This is a genomic window from Streptomyces sp. NPDC111802 (assembly GCF_055634335.1).
The window spans coordinates 41,786-58,074 of the sequence record NZ_JBVKCZ010000039.1 but is presented as its reverse complement, the minus strand read 5'-3'; the positions used below and the strand labels follow the sequence as shown (position 1 = coordinate 58,074).

Below are 16,289 nucleotides of genomic sequence, written 5' to 3'. Positions count from 1 at the left end.
CTAATACTGCGTGTCGATCGGCAGGCGAGCATCGCGTCATGTCCTCACTCAGGGTGTCCACGCCCTGGTTCGACGAGACCGGCGGTGAGAGTTCCTGGCTCCCGGGGCTTTCTACCCCGGTGACAGTGGCGGGACCGCGCCGGATTCACACCGGCTTCCTCTTCTGCCGCCGTACTTGGCCCCGGCAGTCCACCACGGGGTTGGAAGGGCCGTCAACTTGCCGTTGACCTGCGACGGGAGAGTGTGCGAAGGCCCACACAGCAGCGAGGTGCGGGACGGTCGTCCGTCCCGCACCTGGGGTGTTTCAGGTGATGCGCGCTGTGCGTCAGGCCACGATCAGATAGATGCCGTACGCCACCGCCGCGGCGCACGCCGCGAAGCACGTGTAGGCACCGGTGACCGCGAGAGCGGCCGAGCCGCCCTGGGCCGAGGCCTTCTCCTGGCGGGACAGGCCCGCGATGCCGAGGGTGAACAGGCCCACCAGGGCCACCGTGACCACGAGGCTGACGCCGAAGACGGAGCCGAGGGCCGCCCAGTCGATCTTCATGCTTCTTCTTTCTTGGGGGTAGCCGAGTAACTGGGTGGGGTCGTCAGACGCCGGCCTGCGAGGGCGCCGGCTCGGTGGACGGGGCCGGGATGGTGGCCGTCAGGTCCTCGGGCGCCGGGCCCGCCGGGGGCGGGGTCACGGCGGCCATGGCGGTGGTGACCACGCCGGGCGACTCGTCCGTGCCGCTCGCCTCGTTGACGTTCGTGTGGTCGACGACCTCGCGGCGGGAGAGCTTCCAGATCGCGGCGCTGGAGGCGACCAGGAAGACGGCGACCACGGCAGTGCCCCAGGCGCCGAAGCCCGTGACGTACTCCGCGAGCGCGCCGACCAGGGCGGCGGCCGGGAGGGTCAGGCCCCAGGCGACGAACATCCGGGTGGCCGTCGACCAGCGGACGACGCCGCCCTTGCGGCCGAGGCCGGCACCCATCACCGAACCGGAGACGGAGTGCGTGGTGGACAGGGAGAAGCCGAGGTGGGAGGAGGCCAGGATGACCGTGGCCGCGCTGGTCTGGGCGGCGAAGCCCTGCTGCGGCTGAAGGTCGGTCAGGCCCTTGCCCATGGTGCGGATGATGCGCCAGCCGCCGAGGTAGGTGCCGAGCGCGATGGCCAGGCCCGCGGAGAGGATGACCCACAGGGGCGGGTCGGAGTCGGGGGCGACGGCGCCGCCGGCGACCAGGGCGAGGGTGATGATGCCCATGGTCTTCTGCGCGTCGTTGGTGCCGTGAGCGAGGGAGACCAGGCCGGCGGAGGCGATCTGCCCGCTCCGGTAGCCCTTGGCGGCGGCCTTGCCGTCGGCCTTCCTGCCGAGGGAGTAGGTCAGACGGGTGGCCAGCAGCGCGGCGATGCCCGCGACCAGCGGGGCGGCGATCGCCGGGATCAGCACCTTGGTGACGAGCGCGTCGCCGTGGACGGCGCCGACGCCGGCCGAGGCGATGGTGGCGCCGATCAGACCGCCCATCAGGGCGTGCGAGGAGCTGGACGGCAGGCCCACGAGCCAGGTCAGCAGGTTCCAGAGGATCGCTCCGACCAACGCGGCGAATATGACCTCGGGACGTATACCGGTCTCGTCGACGAGACCTTTGGAGATCGTGTTGGCGACCTCCACGGAGAGGAAGGCGCCGACAAGGTTCAGCACGGCGGACATGGCCACCGCGACCTTGGGCTTGAGCGCACCGGTCGAGATGGTCGTGGCCATCGCGTTGGCGGTGTCGTGAAAACCGTTCGTGAAATCGAACGCGAGTGCGGTCACCACCACAATCGCGAGGATCAGCGAGAAGTTTTCCATTTACCCAGGCAATCGTTCGAGGTCATTGGCCGGACGAACGTAAGTAACCTGGATGAACGAGAGATGAACTGGGGTGGGCCGCATGGTGTCCGGGAGCGCCGGAAGAGGAGACCTTCGGCTCTCCGGTCGCCGCGCGGCCCAGGCGCCGCCGGGCTAGTAGCCCCGAGCGAACTTCCTCAGCTGGGTCATGGAGCCGTTGAAGAGATTTTGGTCACCCGGCAGGCTGCCGCCGTTGTCGTACTGCCAGAAGGTCCAGAACTGCCATCCGGCCGGCATCGAGCCCGCGGTCGAGGAGTCGTAGCGCGCTATCCACAGGGCGTGGTTCGAGGCGAAGGCGTGGCTGGCGCCGGTGCAGTTGTTCCACCAGTGGGTGGTCGTGTAGATCACCGGGCGGCGGCCGGTCAGCCGCTTCACCTCGCTGCTGAAGGACTGGATCCAGCTGACCATCTTCGCCTTGCTCAGCCCGTAGCACTTGTGCCTGCTGTACGGGTTGTACTCGATGTCGAGGGCGGGCGGCAGGGTCCAGCCGTCCGCCCGCCAGTCACTGCCGTTGCGCACGAAGAACGAGGCCTGGGCCCTGCCCGACGACTTGTCCGGCAGCGCGAAGTGGTAGGCGCCGCGGATCAGGCCGGCGGTGCGGGAGCCGGAGTACTGCCGGCCGAAGTAGGGGTTGCGGTACGTGTGGGACTCGGTCGCCTTGATGTAGACGAACTTGGCGCCCTTGGTCTTCGAGCTCTGCCAGTTGACGTTCTTCTGGTGGGAGGAGACGTCATGCCCCTTGGGCTTGCTCGCCGCGGCGGCCGGGATCTCGACGAGGGCGGTGCCGCCGAGGGTGAGGGCGGCCACGGATATCGCTATGAGGCGGGAGCGGTGGGAACGCTGGGAGCGGTGACGGGACGGTTTGCGATCACGGGCCATATTTCCCCCCGGAATGGCGACGTGCACGACAAATCAGGCAGAGAGTAGTGGAAGATCGTTGAATGTCGATCGATCTCCGGCCAAGGGTGGGGTGAGGGCGATATGCCCATGGATGCGCCCTTCCCGAGCTCGGCCTTCCGCCCTAAAGTGCGCGGCCCCGGCTACGAGTTGACGCCGTGTGCGGGGCGCGGCTGGCAGGATCGCGGGCATGGCTGAGGAGCGGCGGGATCGGCGGGGCGCACGGGATCTGCGGGATGCGCGGGAGGGCTCACAGGAAGTGGGGGAGTCGTGGGGCAGGAACGCGCGGCCCGAGGAGGCGGAGGCCTGGGAGGCGCTCGTGGCGACGGCGCGGCGCACGGTGACCGAGGGGCTGGTCGTCGGCACGTCCGGCAACGTCTCGGTGCGGGTCGGGGACACGGTGCTGGTCACGCCGTCGGGAGTGCCGTACGACCGGCTGACTCCGGACGATGTGACAGGGGTCGGCCTGGACGGTGAGCATGTCCTGGGGGCGCTCGTGCCGACGAGTGAGCTGCCGATGCATCTGGCGATCTACCGTGCCACGGACGCCGAGGCGATCGTCCACACGCACGCGGTCCACGCGACGGCGGTCTCGACTCTGGTTCCCGAGCTCCCGCTGATCCACTACATGGCCGCGGCCCTCGGAGGGTCGGTCCGGGTTGCCCCATATGCGACGTACGGCACCCAGGAGTTGGCCGAGAACATGCTCCGAGCCCTCACCGACCGCACCGCCTGCCTCCTCCAGAACCACGGCACGATCGCCTACGGCACGACCCTGGACCAGGCCTACGACCGCACGGCCCAGCTGGAGTGGATGTGCCGCGTCTGGCTGACGGCGGCATCGGTTCCGGGGCTTGCGCCTTCGCTGCTGTCGGAGGGGCAGGTGGGGGAGGTGGCGGAGCGGCTGCGGGGGTACGGGCAGCGGGGCTGAGGGAGGGGAGGTGAGGTGGGACGCGGGTGCCTGCGGTCGCGGTCGCTGACCGACGCCGGTCCGCATCCTTCAGCAGTGGCACACACCCCGTCTCACTCCGACTCGCCCTCCCACTGGCCGCCGCCCCCGTCCGCCCGGACACTGGACTCGTGCGCTCAGTCAAAGCGACGGCCGCTGCCGTCACCGTGGCTCTGGCCGCCGGCGCTGCGAGCGTCGCCGCCGGGCGGTTCGCCAGTGGGGCCGCGCTGACAGCGCCCCCGGGCAGGCCCCTGCCCACCGAACCCCGGCTCACCGTGCATGCCACGGCCGCCGGCCAGATCGCGCTCACCCGCCACCTCGCCAGCCTCCGCCCCGGCACCTACGGCCTCTCCGGCGACGCCTCGCACGCGGTCGTCGGCCCCGTTCTCGCCGCGGCGAAACACTCCGCCGACACCGTCGTACGCCGCCTGGAACGCGTCACCCACGGCACCTTCCAGCCCGGCGACAGCGTCTGGCTCACCCCGAACGTGTACGTCGGCAACCCCAGCGCCGCCCTCGGCCTCGACCACGCCGACATCGACATCCCCGGCGAACTCGGCGCCCTGCCCGCCTGGTTCGTACCCGGTGCGCGGGAGACCTGGGTCATCGCGGTGCACGGCCTCGGCGCGACCCGCGAGCAGGCCATGAACGTCATGGGGTTCCTCAGCGGCCGCCACTTCCCGGTCCTCGCCCTCGCCTACCGCGGTGATCTCGGCGCACCCCGCCCGCCGGACGGCCTGAGCCACCTCGGCGAGACCGAGTGGCGCGACCTGGACGCGGCGATGCGCTACGCCGTGCGGTACGGCGCCAAGCAACTCGTCCTGCTCGGCTGGTCCACCGGCGCGACGATGGCGCTGCGTGCCGCGACGCACTCGGGGCTGCGTGAGCGGGTCTCCGGCCTCGTCCTGGACTCCCCGGTCCTCAGCTGGGAGGCCACCCTGCGCGCCCTCGCCACCGCCCGCCACACACCCAGCGCGCTCCTGCCGCTGGCCGTCCGCGCGGCACAGGGCCGCACCGGCCTGAACGCCGACCGCGCCCCGGACCCCGACGCCTTCGAGCGCCTCACGGTGCCGACCCTGATCTTCCACGGCCCCGACGACAGGGTGGCCCCCTGGACCCTCTCCCGCCGCCTCGCCGACACCCACCCCCACCTGGTGTCCCTGCAGACGGTCGACCGCGCCCCCCACGCGGCCATGTGGAACGCCGACCCCGAGTCGTACGAGGAATCCCTGCGCCGCTTCATGACCCCCCTCATGTGACCCACGGGCCCGCCGGCCGGCACCCCTTCCCGCACCGGTCCCGCAGATTCCGTTTAAGCCCGTACCACTGGCCTGTTATCGGTCCCCGGCCGCCCGCAGGACCCCGTGCGTTGGCCTTCCCCGTCGCCCCTCGTGACATTCCGTTTGGGTTTTCGGACCGTCAACCGGAAGACTGCACCCGTGACGTCCCGTATCCCGCGCGACTCCAGGCTTCGACTCGTCCGCCCGCGACCCCTGGCCGCCGCCCCCAGAGCTGTGAACCAGCGGCGCCCCCGCCGCCCCGCGCCCCGCCCCCCGGAGGGCACACCGGCCCGGTCCGAGCTGGCCAGAATGGCTCGCTCCGGTCTGGCCGCCGCGGCCCGCGTCGCCCACTGGGCCGACGCTGCGCTGGGCCCCGGTCGCGACGGCGCACACTCCGACGGCAAGGGCACCCTCTCCGACGCGACCGCCGAACGGGCGGCGAACGACCTGGGCCTGACCGTGGCTCAGGTGCGCGCCGACTGGGACACCGCGCGGCTCGCCGGTCTCGTCGAGGTGCACGGCGACAGCGCCCGGCCCGGCTGGCGGCTGCGCGCCTGGGACCGCGACGACAGCGCCGTGCTGCGCGGCTGGGTCGCCCTCTTCGACGCCTGGTCGCTCGCCCACCCGGAACCCGAGCAGCACGGCCACGGTGCCGTGGCAGACGTTGTCTCGGCCCTGCCGCAGGTGCTCTCCTTCCTCCAGCTGTCCGCCGGGCCCGTCCCCGTCGAGCAGCTCCTGGACCTGCTGGAGCAGCGGGTCACCGAACTGCGCACCGAGAGATGCGAGATCCCCTACGGGCCGCAGGCCGCCCCGGTCGCCGCCCCCGCGGCCGTCGAGGATGCGTCCCTCGCCCCGCTCCTCGACTGGGCCCTGCACGCCCTCGCCTCCGTCGGCGCCCTCACCTACGGCGACGGACAGGCCACCCTCACCCCGCTCGGCAGCTGGGCGGTGTGGGTCAAGCTGGAGCAGATCTGTGTCGCCGCGCAGAGCCCCGCCGGGAACATCGAGCAGGCGGCCGAGGACATGCTCCGCGGCTGCGCCCAGCTCCGCCCGAACGCCGCCCGCGACGAATACCGCGCCTGGCTCGCCGCCCGCCCCGTCGGCAGTGCCGTCACCGAACTCCTGGGCGCCGCCCGCGGCGACGACGCCCTTCTGCGCGGCCTCGCCTTCGAGGCGCTGCGCGTCGTGGGCGCCCCCGCCGAGCCCGACGTACGCGCCGTCGTCGACGAGCCGACCCTGCGGCCTTACGCCCTGCTGTGGCTCGCCGAGCACGACGGCATCGATCCCGAGGACGCCCACGAGGTGCTCACCCGCGAAGAGGCCACCTGGCTGTGGGTCGACACCGCCGCCGCCGTCGCCGACCACGGCGAGGCCCCGATGCTCGTACGGCACCTGGAGTCCGCGCTCCAGCCCACCGTCCCCGCGCTCCTCGACGAGGTGCGCGCCGTCGGTCACCCCCGCACCGTGCAGGTCCTCGTCGCGCTCGCCGCCGCCCACCCAGACCCCGCCCTCGCCAAGGCCGTACGCCGCGCCGCCTTCCAGGTGCACACCGGGGGAAGCTGAGCCCGGCCGGCGCTCAGCCCTTGAACTCGGGGGCGTAGGTGCCGAAGCTCCACACATTGCCCTCCAGGTCCCGGGCCATGTAGTCCCGTGAGCCGTAGTCCTGGTCCGTCGGGGGCATCAGGATCTGCGCGCCGTGCTCCACGGCCCGTCGGTGGTGTGCGTCGACGTCTTCCACGACGACGTACACCCCGGTCGGGCCCTCGCCCGTCATCGCCTTGTCGAAGACAGTGCCGGTGCCCTTCGAGCCCAGCATCACCGCGCCGTTGCCCTGCACCAGCTCGGCGTGGGCCACCGAGCCGTCCTCGCCCTCGTACACCGCCAGCTCCGTGAACCCGAAGGCCTCCGTGAGCTGCCTGATCGCCGCCTTCGCGTCCGCGTACCGCAGCGTCGGGTAGATGCTCGGACGCCCACCACTCGTGTCCGCCATGCCGATCACCCCTCTGTGATCAATCACCTTGGTCGACAGCCCCTGCGCGTCTCAGTCTTACAGCGCCCACTGACAACGGCCCGGCTCCTCGCGCTTCGCGTCCGAACGTGCCGTACATCACGGCAAGGTGCTCCTCATCGCCCAGCCGTGCCCGCACGCGGCGTGGACGGCCCAGCTCATCGCCGTCGACGACCTGGGGCGGATCACCCGGCACCCCGGACCGCGCGGCCATGACAGCCGCGAGGAAGACGGCGAGCGCCGGCCCGAACACCCGATCCCAGAAAAAGTGCTTGCACGCCCCCGTTAGACTGGCCTCATGGCCATTCTCCTCGCGCATTAGACGGCGGGAACGTCCTCAGCCGCCCATCCCGCCACCTATCCCCGCCCTGGAGTCTGTCCGTGATCTCCGCCTCCGGTATCGAGCTGCGCGCCGGTGCGCGCGTCCTCATCGAGTCCGCGACCTTCCGCGTCGCCAAGGGCGACCGCATCGGCCTGGTCGGCCGCAACGGCGCCGGCAAGACCACCCTCACCAAGTGCCTCGCCGGCGAGGGCATCCCCGCCGCGGGCAACATCACCCGCTCCGGCGAGGTCGGCTACCTCCCGCAGGACCCCCGCACCGGCGACCTCGACGTCCTCGCCCGCGACCGCGTCCTGTCCGCGCGCGGCCTGGACGTACTGATCCGCAAGATGCGCGAGAACGAGCAGCGCATCGCCAACGGCCAGGGCGCCACCCGCGAGAAGGCGCTGAGGCAGTACGAGCGCCAGGAGACGGAGTTCCTCACCAAGGGCGGGTACGCCGCCGAGGCCGAGGCCGCCACCATCGCCGCCGCGCTCAACCTGCCCGACCGGGTGCTCGGCCAGCCGCTGCACACCCTCTCCGGCGGTCAGCGCCGCCGTATCGAGCTCGCCCGCATCCTGTTCTCGGACGCCGACACGCTGCTGCTCGACGAGCCGACCAACCACCTCGACGCCGACTCGATCGTCTGGCTGCGCGACTACCTGAAGACGTACCGCGGCGGCTTCATCGTGATCTCCCACGACGTCGACCTGGTCGAGACGGTCGTCAACAAGGTGTTCTACCTGGACGCCAACCGGGCCCAGATCGACGTCTACAACATGGGATGGAAGCTCTACCAGCAGCAGCGCGAGGCCGACGAGAAGCGCCGCAAGCGCGAGCGGCAGAACGCCGAGAAGAAGGCCGCCGCGCTGCACTCGCAGGCGGACAAGATGCGGGCGAAGGCCACCAAGACCGTCGCCGCGCAGAACATGGCGAAGCGGGCCGACCGGCTGCTCGCCGGCCTCGACGCGGTCCGCGTCTCCGACAAGGTCGCCAAGCTCCGCTTCCCGGAGCCCGCGCCCTGCGGCAAGACCCCGCTGACGGCCGAGGGCCTGTCGAAGTCGTACGGCTCGCTGGAGATCTTCACCGACGTCGACCTGGCCATCGACAAGGGGTCGAGGGTGGTCATCCTCGGGCTGAACGGTGCCGGCAAGACGACCCTGCTCCGCCTGCTGGCGGGCGCCGAGCAGCCCGACACCGGCGCCGTCATCCCCGGCCACGGCCTCAAGATCGGCTACTACGCCCAGGAGCACGAGACCCTGGACGCCGACCGCACCGTCCTGGAGAACATGCGCTCCGCCGCCCCGGACATGGACCTCGTCGAGGTCCGCAAGGTGCTCGGCTCGTTCCTGTTCTCCGGCGACGACGTCGACAAGCCCGCCGGCGTCCTCTCCGGCGGCGAGAAGACCCGCCTCGCCCTCGCCACCCTGGTCGTCTCCTCGGCCAACGTGCTGCTGCTCGACGAGCCGACGAACAACCTCGACCCCGCCAGCCGCGAGGAGATCCTCGGCGCGCTGCGCACCTACAAGGGCGCCGTCGTCCTCGTCACCCACGACGAGGGTGCCGTCGAGGCGCTCCAGCCGGAGCGGATCATTCTGCTGCCGGACGGCGTCGAGGACCTGTGGGGCGCCGATTACGCGGATCTCGTCGCCCTCGCTTGATCGAATGCGTGATCAACAGGCTATGGATCATTCGGCCTATCCGTGATCCATCATCTGTGTGAGATCTCCTCGTACCGAGGTGTGTGCTACATCGAATTCGCGGCCGAGTCCTTTATCGACAAGGGCTCGGCCGCGCTGTGACGCTGACCTGGTACTTCGCGGAAGAACCCGTTCGGCCGTACGGACGCCACGCCCCGGAATTTGAGATTCCGCATGTGGGGATGTGCTCCTGTCGTCAAAACCATGTCTCACGGACCTTGCCGAATGGGTGGCCATGAAGGCCCGGAGGGGTGATCATGAGGAGACCAGAGCGCACTTCCCATGAGGAGGCACGGGTGGCCGAGACTCTGAAGAAGGGCAGCCGGGTGACCGGCGCCGCGCGCGACAAGCTCGCGGCAGACCTGAAGAAGAAGTACGACTCCGGTGCGAGCATTCGGGCGCTGGCCGAGGAAACCGGTCGCTCGTATGGCTTCGTACACCGGATGCTCAGCGAATCGGGCGTCACGCTCCGTGGGCGTGGCGGGGCGACGCGGGGCAAGAAGGCCGCAACGTCCTGAGCCCGGGCGGCCCATCGGCTTCGATGGTGGCCACCCGGTCGGTCGGCTGACTGGCCGGGTGGTTACTGTGCAGTCACTTAGTGGATGCCCTCCGGGCATTCCGTGATGACCGCACTCATCGGAGGCGCTCCATGGCTTCGCCCGACCAGGACCTCGCTCCCCTGCTCGACAAGAACGGCGTACGGCTCACCGTCGACGGTGCTATCGCCACGGTGACGCTGAACAACCCGGTCAAGCGCAATGCGCAGAGCCCCGCCATGTGGCGGACGCTCGCCGAGGCCGGGCAGGTTCTGCCGGGCAACGTGCGGGTCGTCGTGCTGCGCGGAGAGGGCAAGTCCTTCTCCGCCGGACTCGACCGGCAGATGTTCACGCCCGAGGGGATCGAGGGCGAGCCCTCGTTCATCGATCTCGCGCGCAGCAGCGACGGCGAACTCGACGCTGCCATCGGCGAGTTCCAGGAGGGCTTCACCTGGTGGCGGCGCAACGACATCGTGTCGATCGCCGCCGTGCAGGGGCATGCCATCGGGGCGGGCTTCCAGCTCGCGCTCGCCTGTGACGTGCGCGTCGTCGCCGACGACGTGCAGTTCGCCATGCGCGAGACCAGCCTCGGGCTGGTGCCCGATCTCACGGGTACGCACCCGCTGGTCGGGCTCGTCGGATACGGCCGTGCGCTGGAGATCTGTGTGACGGGGCGCTTCGTGCTGGCCGAGGAGGCCGTGAGCAGCGGCCTCGCCAACCTCGCGGTGCCCGCCGACCAGCTCGACGACGCCGTACGGGACCTGGCGGGCGCGATCGTGGCCGCGCCGCGCGACGCGGTCATCGAGACCAAGGCGCTGATTCGTGGTGCCGTGGACCGCACGTACGACGAGCAGCGCGGTGCCGAGCGGGCCGCACAGGCCCGACGGCTGCGGGACCTGGCCGGCCTCGGCGAATGAGCATGCGCTGATCCCGTGAGCATGTGCCGATCAGCCGACGGCCGTCACCAGTACCGCCACCGTCGGGCGATCCGCCAGCGCCTCTCCTACCCACTCGCGGACCTCCCGGGCCACTTCCACGGCCCGGCGGTCCGCGCTCACCGCGATCTCCACACGCACGTGCCGACGCGGAAGGGCGGCCTCGTCCTGCCGTTCCTCGATGTGCACCGCACGGCCCAACCCGCCCAGGGCGCCCGTCAGTCGGGTCACCCCCGGGACCGCCAGAGCCGCGGCGGCGACGCGCTCCTCGTCGGGGCCCCCGGGCTCCGCGGCACGCGCCGGGTCGGGCTGCCGTACGGAAGCCGGTTCGGTGTCCTCGTCGAGCAGGGCCGTCACCCGTAGGTCCACCTCGGTCACCGTCAGGCCGAGGCGGTCGGCCGCCGCGGCGGCCAGCAGTCCGCGCAGCCGGTCCGCCGTCGTCGGCAACTGCTCGGCCGCCGTCGCCGCGAAATCGGCCGTCACCCGCAGCGGGCCCGGCAGCAGGGCGCTCGGCGGGGCCGGCACGGCGGCCTCCTGAGCGTCCTCCGGGTCGGTGAGGGCGATCCGCAGCTCGTCCAGCCGTACGCCGCGCATGTCCTCGGCCGCGCGCCGCAGCACCGCCTCGGCCGCACTCTCAGTGATCCACGCGCCGTCGCGCGCGCCCCCCAGGGGCAGCAGTCTGCCGAGCCCCAGCTGATGTCGAACTGCCTGTGTCCACCGATCCGCCGTCGTCATTCCTCCAGCCTGCCGCATCCGTGGCGCGGTATCGCACAACCATGCTTACGGTGGTCAAAGGACGACGACCGAAAAGGACGGACGGCCATGACCGAGACGACGCAGCAGAACCGGGGGACGGAGGGTGACGCCCTCACGACACGCAAGACTCAGGGGACCAGGCGCGGTGGGGGAGACCCCGGCGCCCGGGGCCGGACGACCATCGCGGACGGCGTCGTGGAGAAGATCGCCGGGATGGCCGCACGCGATGTGGACGGTGTGCACGCGATGGGCAGCGGACTGTCGCGGACCTTCGGCGCGGTGCGCGACAGGGTGCCGGGCGGGACGAAGTCCGTGACCCGGGGAGTGAAGGCCGAGGTCGGCGAGGTACAGGCCGCGCTCGACCTGGAGATCGTCGTCGAGTACGGCGTGTCGATCGCCGACGTGGCCCGGGACGTGCGCGAGAACGTGATCACCGCTGTCGAGCGGATGGCAGGCCTCGAAGTCGTCGAGGTCAACATCGCCGTGAGCGACGTGAAGCTTCCGGAGGAAGAGGAAGAGGAACCGGAGCGCCGGATCCAGTGAGGCGCCGGCGACCGGACAACGCAGCGGCCAAGGAGCGGCTGGCCAAGGAGCGGCTGAGGAGCTGAGGAGCGCACCATGAGCATGGCCGTGGTCGGCATGATCGCCGGCATGGCATTGGGTTTCGCCGGATACTTCGGCGGATTCGGCGCCTTCCTGCTGGTGGCGGCACTGGGCGCCGTCGGTTTCGTCGTCGGGCGGTTCCTGGAAGGGGAGTACGAGCTCGGTGACTTCTTCCGGCGTCGTGACGAACGGCGGCGGTGACATCGGTGAGCGCCGAGGCCGCGGAACCCGGCACGGCGCCGACGGTCGTCCCGCCGGTTGAGCGCGGGGCCACCCGGATCGCCGACCGGGTCGTCACGAAGATCGCCTCACAGGCGGCGCGCGAGGCGGTGGGCAAGCTGCCCAAGGACGCCGCCCGGCCGTACGCCCATGTCGTGGTGCGCCCGCAGGCCGCGGCGGGGACCACCGTCGACGCCGCCCGGGTCCGTATCCATGTCGAACTCGAGTACCCCTGCGACATCGGCTCCCGCTGCGCGGCCGTGCGTCGGCATGTCGTGGAGCGGGTAGGCGCGTTGGTGGGCATGGAGGTGCCGGAGGTCGCCGTGCACGTGGAGCGGCTGCACCCGGCCGGACAGGGCGCGGCACAGGGGAGGACGCGATGAGCGAGTCCCAGGGTCCCGAGGGCACCACACAACGACTGCCGGTCATCGAGAAGGAGACCGGCCCGGACCCCCTCGACCAGTCGGCGTCGGCCGACGAGCCCCCGACCGCGGTCGACGGCGAGGGCGGCCGCGAGGGCCGCTTCTGGTCCGCACGCCGGATCCCGGCCACGATCACGGCGCTTGTGCTCCTGTTCGTCGCGGGCGTCTTCCTGTACGACATCGCCGCCGTGCGCGCAGGCCGGCCCGGGATGCGCTGGCGCCGGGAACTGGCGCGGCAACTCGCCGAGCGCCCCCTCGACGACATCTGGGTGCTGGTCGGCGCGGGCGTCGCCGCCGTCCTCGGACTCTGGCTGCTCGTCCTGGCCATCACTCCCGGCCTGCGGCGGCTGCTGCCGATGCGGCGCACCCACGCCGACGTACGCGCCGGGCTCCACCGCGACCTGGCCGCACTGGTGCTGCGCGACCGGGCGATGGAGATCTCCGGCGTCCAGTCGGTGCGGGTGCGGATGAAACGGACCCGGGCCGACGTCCGCGCCGTCTCCCACTTCCGCGACCTGGACGACGTACGCGCCGACCTGGACGCCACGCTCGCCGACGCGATCAGGGGCCTGGGGCTGTCCCGCCCGCCCGCGCTGTCGGTGCGGGTACGACGACTCGGACGGAAGGGGTGAGGGCCGTGCTCAGGGTGGTCAACCGGGTGCTGGTCGGGCTCGTCGGACTGGTCCTGCTCGTCATCGGCGGCTCGGTGCTCGCCGTGGGTCTGGGTGCCCCGGCCCCCTCCTGGTGGATCCACGACGACCGCCACGACGTCCTGCTCAGCGACGCCGAGCGAACGCACTGGCGGGACGACGGCTGGTGGTGGCCCACGGTCATCGCGGTGCTGGCCGTCCTGGTCCTGCTCGCCCTGTGGTGGCTGACCGCGAACCTCCGCCGACGCCGCCTGGCCGAGGTCCTGGTGGACACCGGAGACGGCGAGGGCGCACTGCTGCGGGGCCGGGCCCTGGAGGGCGTACTGGCGAACGAGGCCGTGCAGCAGGAGGGCGTCCAGCGCGCCCGCGCCCACCTCACAGGCAGGCGCAGCGCCCCCGAGGCCCGGGTACGGCTCCTCCTGGCGCCCCACGTGGACCCCGGAACGGCATTGTCCGACCTCACCACCGAGGCCCTCGCCCACGCCCGCAATTCGGCGGGCCTCGCGGCACTGCCGGCCGAGGTCCGGCTGAGGGGCGTCAAGCACGGTGCCGAGAGGGTCAGTTGACCCCTCAGAACCCGTGCCGCATCCCGCCGTCCACCGGCAGCATGATCCCCGTCAGATAGGAAGCGGCAGGAGACAGCAGGAACGCGGCCGCACGCCCGAACTCGTCCGGAGCCCCGTACCGCCGCAGCGGAATCCTCGCCTCGATCGCCGCCCGGGTCGCCTCCGGATCCGCGGACATCGCGTCCAGCTCGCGCACCCGATCCGTGTCGATCCGAGCCGGCAGCAGCCCCACCACCCGGATCCCCCGCGGCCCCAACTCGTCCGCGAGTGACTTCGCGAACCCGGCGAGCCCCGGCCGCAGCCCGTTCGAAATGGTCAGCCCCGGAATCGGCTCATGCACCGACCCCGACAGCACGAACCCGATGACCCCACCCGCGTCGAGCTCCGCCGCTGCCGTACGCGCGAGCCGAACCGCGCCCAGGAACACCGACTCGAACGCGGCCTGCCACTGCTCGTCCGTGTTGTCCGCGACGAACCCGGCCGGCGGCCCACCGACGCTCACCAGGATCCCGTCGAACCCGCCGAAGGCGTCGCGCGCGGCGGCGATGAGCCGAGCCGAGGCCTCCGGGTCGGAGTTGTCGACGGCCACCCCGACGGCGTCCGGCCCCAGTTCGGCCGCGGCGGCGGCGACCCGCTCCTCGTCCCTGCCGGTCACCACGACCTTCGCCCCGTCGGCCACCAGCTCACGCGCCGCCGCGTTGCCCAGTCCGCGGGTGGCCCCCGTGACGACGTACACCCGGTCCTTCAGTCCAAGATCCATGGGTCCTATCCTGCCCCGTCGGTCCCGAACAGGGCGAGGGCGGTGTTCACCAGGCCGATGTGGCTGAAGGCCTGCGGGAAGTTGCCGAGCTGGCGGCCGGAGACGGGGTCGTACTCCTCGGCCAGCAGGCCCACGTCGTTGGTGAGCCCCACCAGCCGGTCGAAAAGTTCCCGTGCCTGCTGCGTACCGCCCGTCATGTGCAGCGCCTCCGCCAGCCAGAACGAGCAGGCCAGGAAGGTGCCCTCGTCGCCGGGCAGCCCGTCGACGGTCGTCCGGTCGGTGCTGTAGCGGCGTAGGAATCCGTCGTGGCTGAGCTCGGTGCGGATCGCGTCGATCGTGCCGATGACGCGCGGGTCGTCGGGCGGCAGGAAGCCGACGCGCGGGATGAGCAGCAGCGCGGCGTCCAGTTCACGGGAGCCGTAGGACTGCGTGAAGGTGTTCCGCTCGGCGTCGTAGCCCTTCTCCAGCACCTCACGATGCACCTCGTCGCGGAACTCCCGCCAGCCGTCGAGGTCGCCCTCCAGCTTCGGGTCCTTCTCCAGGGCGCGCACCGCCCGGTCCGCGGCCACCCACACCATCACCTTCGAGTGCACGAAGTGACGCCGGCCGCCGCGCACCTCCCACAGTCCCTCGTCGGGCTGGCGCCACGCCGAGCGCAGCCACTCGACGAGGGCGGCCTGGATCGCCCACATGTGCGGCTTGGTGGACAGCCCCTCCTCCCGGGCCAGCGACAGGGTATCCATGACCTCGCCGTACACATCCAACTGGAGCTGTTCCACGGCCCGATTGCCGATGCGTACGGGGGCGGAGCCGCCGAAGCCGGGCAGCCACGGCACCTCGAACTCGGGCAGCCGGCGCTCGCCCGCCAGGCCGTACATGATCTGCAGGTCGGCCGGGTCACCGGCGACCGCGCGCAGCAGCCAGTCGCGCCAGGCCTCGGCCTCCATGCGGTAGCCCGCCGACAGGCCCACGTTCAGGGTGAGGGTGGAGTCACGCAGCCAGCAGTAGCGGTAGTCCCAGTTGCGGACGCCGCCCATCTCCTCGGGGAGCGAGGTGGTGGGGGCGGCGACGATGCCGCCGGTCGGGCGGTAGGTGAGGGCCTTGAGGGTGATCAGGGAACGCACGACGGCATCGCGGTACGGGCCGTCGTAGCGACATTGCCGCACCCATTTGCGCCAGTCCCGGATGCTGCTGTGCAGCGCCTTGAACGGGTCGATGAGCGGTGGGCGCGGTTCGTGCGAGGGGTGGTAGGTGAGGACGAACGCGACCTGCTGGCCCTCCTCGACCGTGAACTCCGAGTGGGTGCCGAAGTCCTTGCCCCAGGTGTGCACTTCGGGTTCGCTGCGCAGCCAGACCGAGTCCGGCCCGGCGATGGCCACCCGGTGCCCGTCGGACTCGCGCACCCAGGGCACGATCGAGCCGTAGTCGAAGCGCAGCCGCAGGGCGCTGTGCACGGTGACTCGGCCCCGCAGGCCCTCCACGATGCGCACCAGGTCCGGGGCGCGGTCGCGTTGGGGCATCAGGTCGGTGACGCGGATCGCGCCCTCGTCGGTCTCCCACTCGGTGTCCAGCACCAGGGTGTCCGGACGGTAGGCGCGACGCGTGCAATTGCCTTTCGCGTGCTTGGGTGCGATGCGCCAGTGCCCGTTGTCCTTGTCGCCGAGGAGTCTCGCGAAGCAGGCCCCCGAGTCGAAGCGGGGCAGGCACAGCCAGTCGACGGAGCCGTCCCTGCCGATCAGGGCTGCCGTCTGCTCGTCACCGATCAGGGCGTAGTCCTCGATGCGCTGGTGCACGCAAGTGCGGGTTCCCCGGGGGGCG

General features: G+C 71.4%; 18 protein-coding genes and 1 riboswitch. Of the genes, 11 read left to right on the top strand and 7 right to left on the bottom strand.

Features of this window, described 5'->3' with window-relative positions:
• Positions 1-69: 69 nt before the first annotated feature.
• Positions 70-209: riboswitch (cobalamin riboswitch) on the bottom strand.
• Positions 210-325: 116 nt separating this feature from the next.
• The 3 genes from ACZ7NC_RS34005 to ACZ7NC_RS33995 all read right to left on the bottom strand — a co-directional run bounded on the left by ACZ7NC_RS34005 (position 326) and on the right by ACZ7NC_RS33995 (position 2,750).
• A complete protein-coding gene (locus ACZ7NC_RS34005; RefSeq protein ID WP_426535514.1) occupies positions 326-547 on the bottom strand; it encodes a hypothetical protein in 222 nt (73 codons plus the stop codon).
• A gap of 43 nt (positions 548-590) precedes the next feature.
• A complete protein-coding gene (locus ACZ7NC_RS34000; protein WP_471493933.1) occupies positions 591-1,832 on the bottom strand; it encodes an inorganic phosphate transporter in 1,242 nt (413 codons plus the stop codon).
• A gap of 153 nt (positions 1,833-1,985) precedes the next feature.
• Positions 1,986-2,750 (bottom strand): lysozyme, encoded by a 765-nt coding sequence (locus ACZ7NC_RS33995; RefSeq protein WP_471493931.1) that lies wholly within the window; start codon positions 2,748-2,750, stop codon positions 1,986-1,988.
• A gap of 208 nt (positions 2,751-2,958) precedes the next feature.
• Here ACZ7NC_RS33995 and ACZ7NC_RS33990 point away from each other — a divergent pair, with 208 nt between their 5' ends.
• From ACZ7NC_RS33990 to ACZ7NC_RS33980, 3 genes are all read left to right on the top strand, one after another.
• Positions 2,959-3,699, top strand: coding sequence for a class II aldolase/adducin family protein (locus ACZ7NC_RS33990; RefSeq protein WP_471493929.1), 741 nt, complete (start codon positions 2,959-2,961; stop codon positions 3,697-3,699).
• Positions 3,700-3,848: 149 nt separating this feature from the next.
• A complete protein-coding gene (locus ACZ7NC_RS33985; protein ID WP_471493926.1) occupies positions 3,849-4,976 on the top strand; it encodes an alpha/beta hydrolase in 1,128 nt (375 codons plus the stop codon).
• A 330-nt stretch (positions 4,977-5,306) separates the two neighbouring features.
• Positions 5,307-6,560 (top strand): hypothetical protein, encoded by a 1,254-nt coding sequence (locus ACZ7NC_RS33980; protein ID WP_471493924.1) that lies wholly within the window; start codon positions 5,307-5,309, stop codon positions 6,558-6,560.
• Positions 6,561-6,573: 13 nt separating this feature from the next.
• Here ACZ7NC_RS33980 and ACZ7NC_RS33975 read toward each other — a convergent pair whose 3' ends face one another.
• A complete protein-coding gene (locus tag ACZ7NC_RS33975) occupies positions 6,574-6,987 on the bottom strand; it encodes a VOC family protein (protein ID WP_471493921.1) in 414 nt (137 codons plus the stop codon).
• A 399-nt stretch (positions 6,988-7,386) separates the two neighbouring features.
• Between ACZ7NC_RS33975 and ACZ7NC_RS33970 the strand changes: the two genes are divergently transcribed.
• The 3 genes from ACZ7NC_RS33970 (at position 7,387) to ACZ7NC_RS33960 (ending at position 10,477) form a co-directional block, all read left to right on the top strand.
• The gene (locus tag ACZ7NC_RS33970) at positions 7,387-8,985 is read left to right on the top strand and encodes an ABC-F family ATP-binding cassette domain-containing protein (RefSeq protein WP_471493919.1); all 1,599 of its coding nucleotides are present in this window, start codon (positions 7,387-7,389) and stop codon (positions 8,983-8,985) included.
• A 335-nt stretch (positions 8,986-9,320) separates the two neighbouring features.
• Positions 9,321-9,542, top strand: coding sequence for a helix-turn-helix domain-containing protein (locus tag ACZ7NC_RS33965; protein WP_010355597.1), 222 nt, complete (start codon positions 9,321-9,323; stop codon positions 9,540-9,542).
• Between the two features lie 131 nt (positions 9,543-9,673).
• The gene (locus ACZ7NC_RS33960; protein ID WP_471493916.1) at positions 9,674-10,477 is read left to right on the top strand and encodes an enoyl-CoA hydratase/isomerase family protein; all 804 of its coding nucleotides are present in this window, start codon (positions 9,674-9,676) and stop codon (positions 10,475-10,477) included.
• A gap of 30 nt (positions 10,478-10,507) precedes the next feature.
• Here ACZ7NC_RS33960 and ACZ7NC_RS33955 read toward each other — a convergent pair whose 3' ends face one another.
• Positions 10,508-11,230, bottom strand: a complete 723-nt coding sequence (locus ACZ7NC_RS33955; RefSeq protein ID WP_471493913.1) for a nucleopolyhedrovirus P10 family protein — start codon at positions 11,228-11,230, stop codon at positions 10,508-10,510.
• Positions 11,231-11,317: 87 nt separating this feature from the next.
• Here ACZ7NC_RS33955 and ACZ7NC_RS33950 point away from each other — a divergent pair, with 87 nt between their 5' ends.
• From ACZ7NC_RS33950 to amaP, 5 genes are all read left to right on the top strand, one after another.
• Positions 11,318-11,794: an Asp23/Gls24 family envelope stress response protein gene (locus ACZ7NC_RS33950; RefSeq protein WP_471493911.1), complete on the top strand. Its 477-nt coding sequence runs from the start codon at positions 11,318-11,320 to the stop codon at positions 11,792-11,794.
• 75 nt (positions 11,795-11,869) lie between these two features.
• A complete protein-coding gene (locus ACZ7NC_RS33945; RefSeq protein ID WP_062709653.1) occupies positions 11,870-12,055 on the top strand; it encodes a hypothetical protein in 186 nt (61 codons plus the stop codon).
• Complete coding sequence (locus ACZ7NC_RS33940) at positions 12,052-12,456, top strand: Asp23/Gls24 family envelope stress response protein (protein WP_471493908.1); 405 nt, start codon at positions 12,052-12,054, stop codon at positions 12,454-12,456. Before ACZ7NC_RS33945 ends, ACZ7NC_RS33940 begins: the two co-directional genes overlap by 4 nt.
• Complete coding sequence (locus ACZ7NC_RS33935) at positions 12,453-13,127, top strand: DUF6286 domain-containing protein (protein ID WP_471493906.1); 675 nt, start codon at positions 12,453-12,455, stop codon at positions 13,125-13,127. Before ACZ7NC_RS33940 ends, ACZ7NC_RS33935 begins: the two co-directional genes overlap by 4 nt.
• The gene (gene amaP, locus ACZ7NC_RS33930; RefSeq protein ID WP_471493904.1) at positions 13,124-13,711 is read left to right on the top strand and encodes an alkaline shock response membrane anchor protein AmaP; all 588 of its coding nucleotides are present in this window, start codon (positions 13,124-13,126) and stop codon (positions 13,709-13,711) included. The genes ACZ7NC_RS33935 and amaP overlap by 4 nt, the downstream gene beginning before the upstream one ends.
• Positions 13,712-13,715: 4 nt before the next feature.
• On the opposite strand, the gene ACZ7NC_RS33925 is transcribed toward amaP, so the two are convergent.
• Positions 13,716-14,471 (bottom strand): SDR family oxidoreductase, encoded by a 756-nt coding sequence (locus ACZ7NC_RS33925; RefSeq protein ID WP_471493901.1) that lies wholly within the window; start codon positions 14,469-14,471, stop codon positions 13,716-13,718.
• A 5-nt stretch (positions 14,472-14,476) separates the two neighbouring features.
• Entirely contained in the window at positions 14,477-16,264 is a 1,788-nt protein-coding gene (locus ACZ7NC_RS33920; RefSeq protein ID WP_471493899.1) for a glycoside hydrolase family 15 protein, read from the bottom strand.
• Positions 16,265-16,289: the final 25 nt, after the last annotated feature.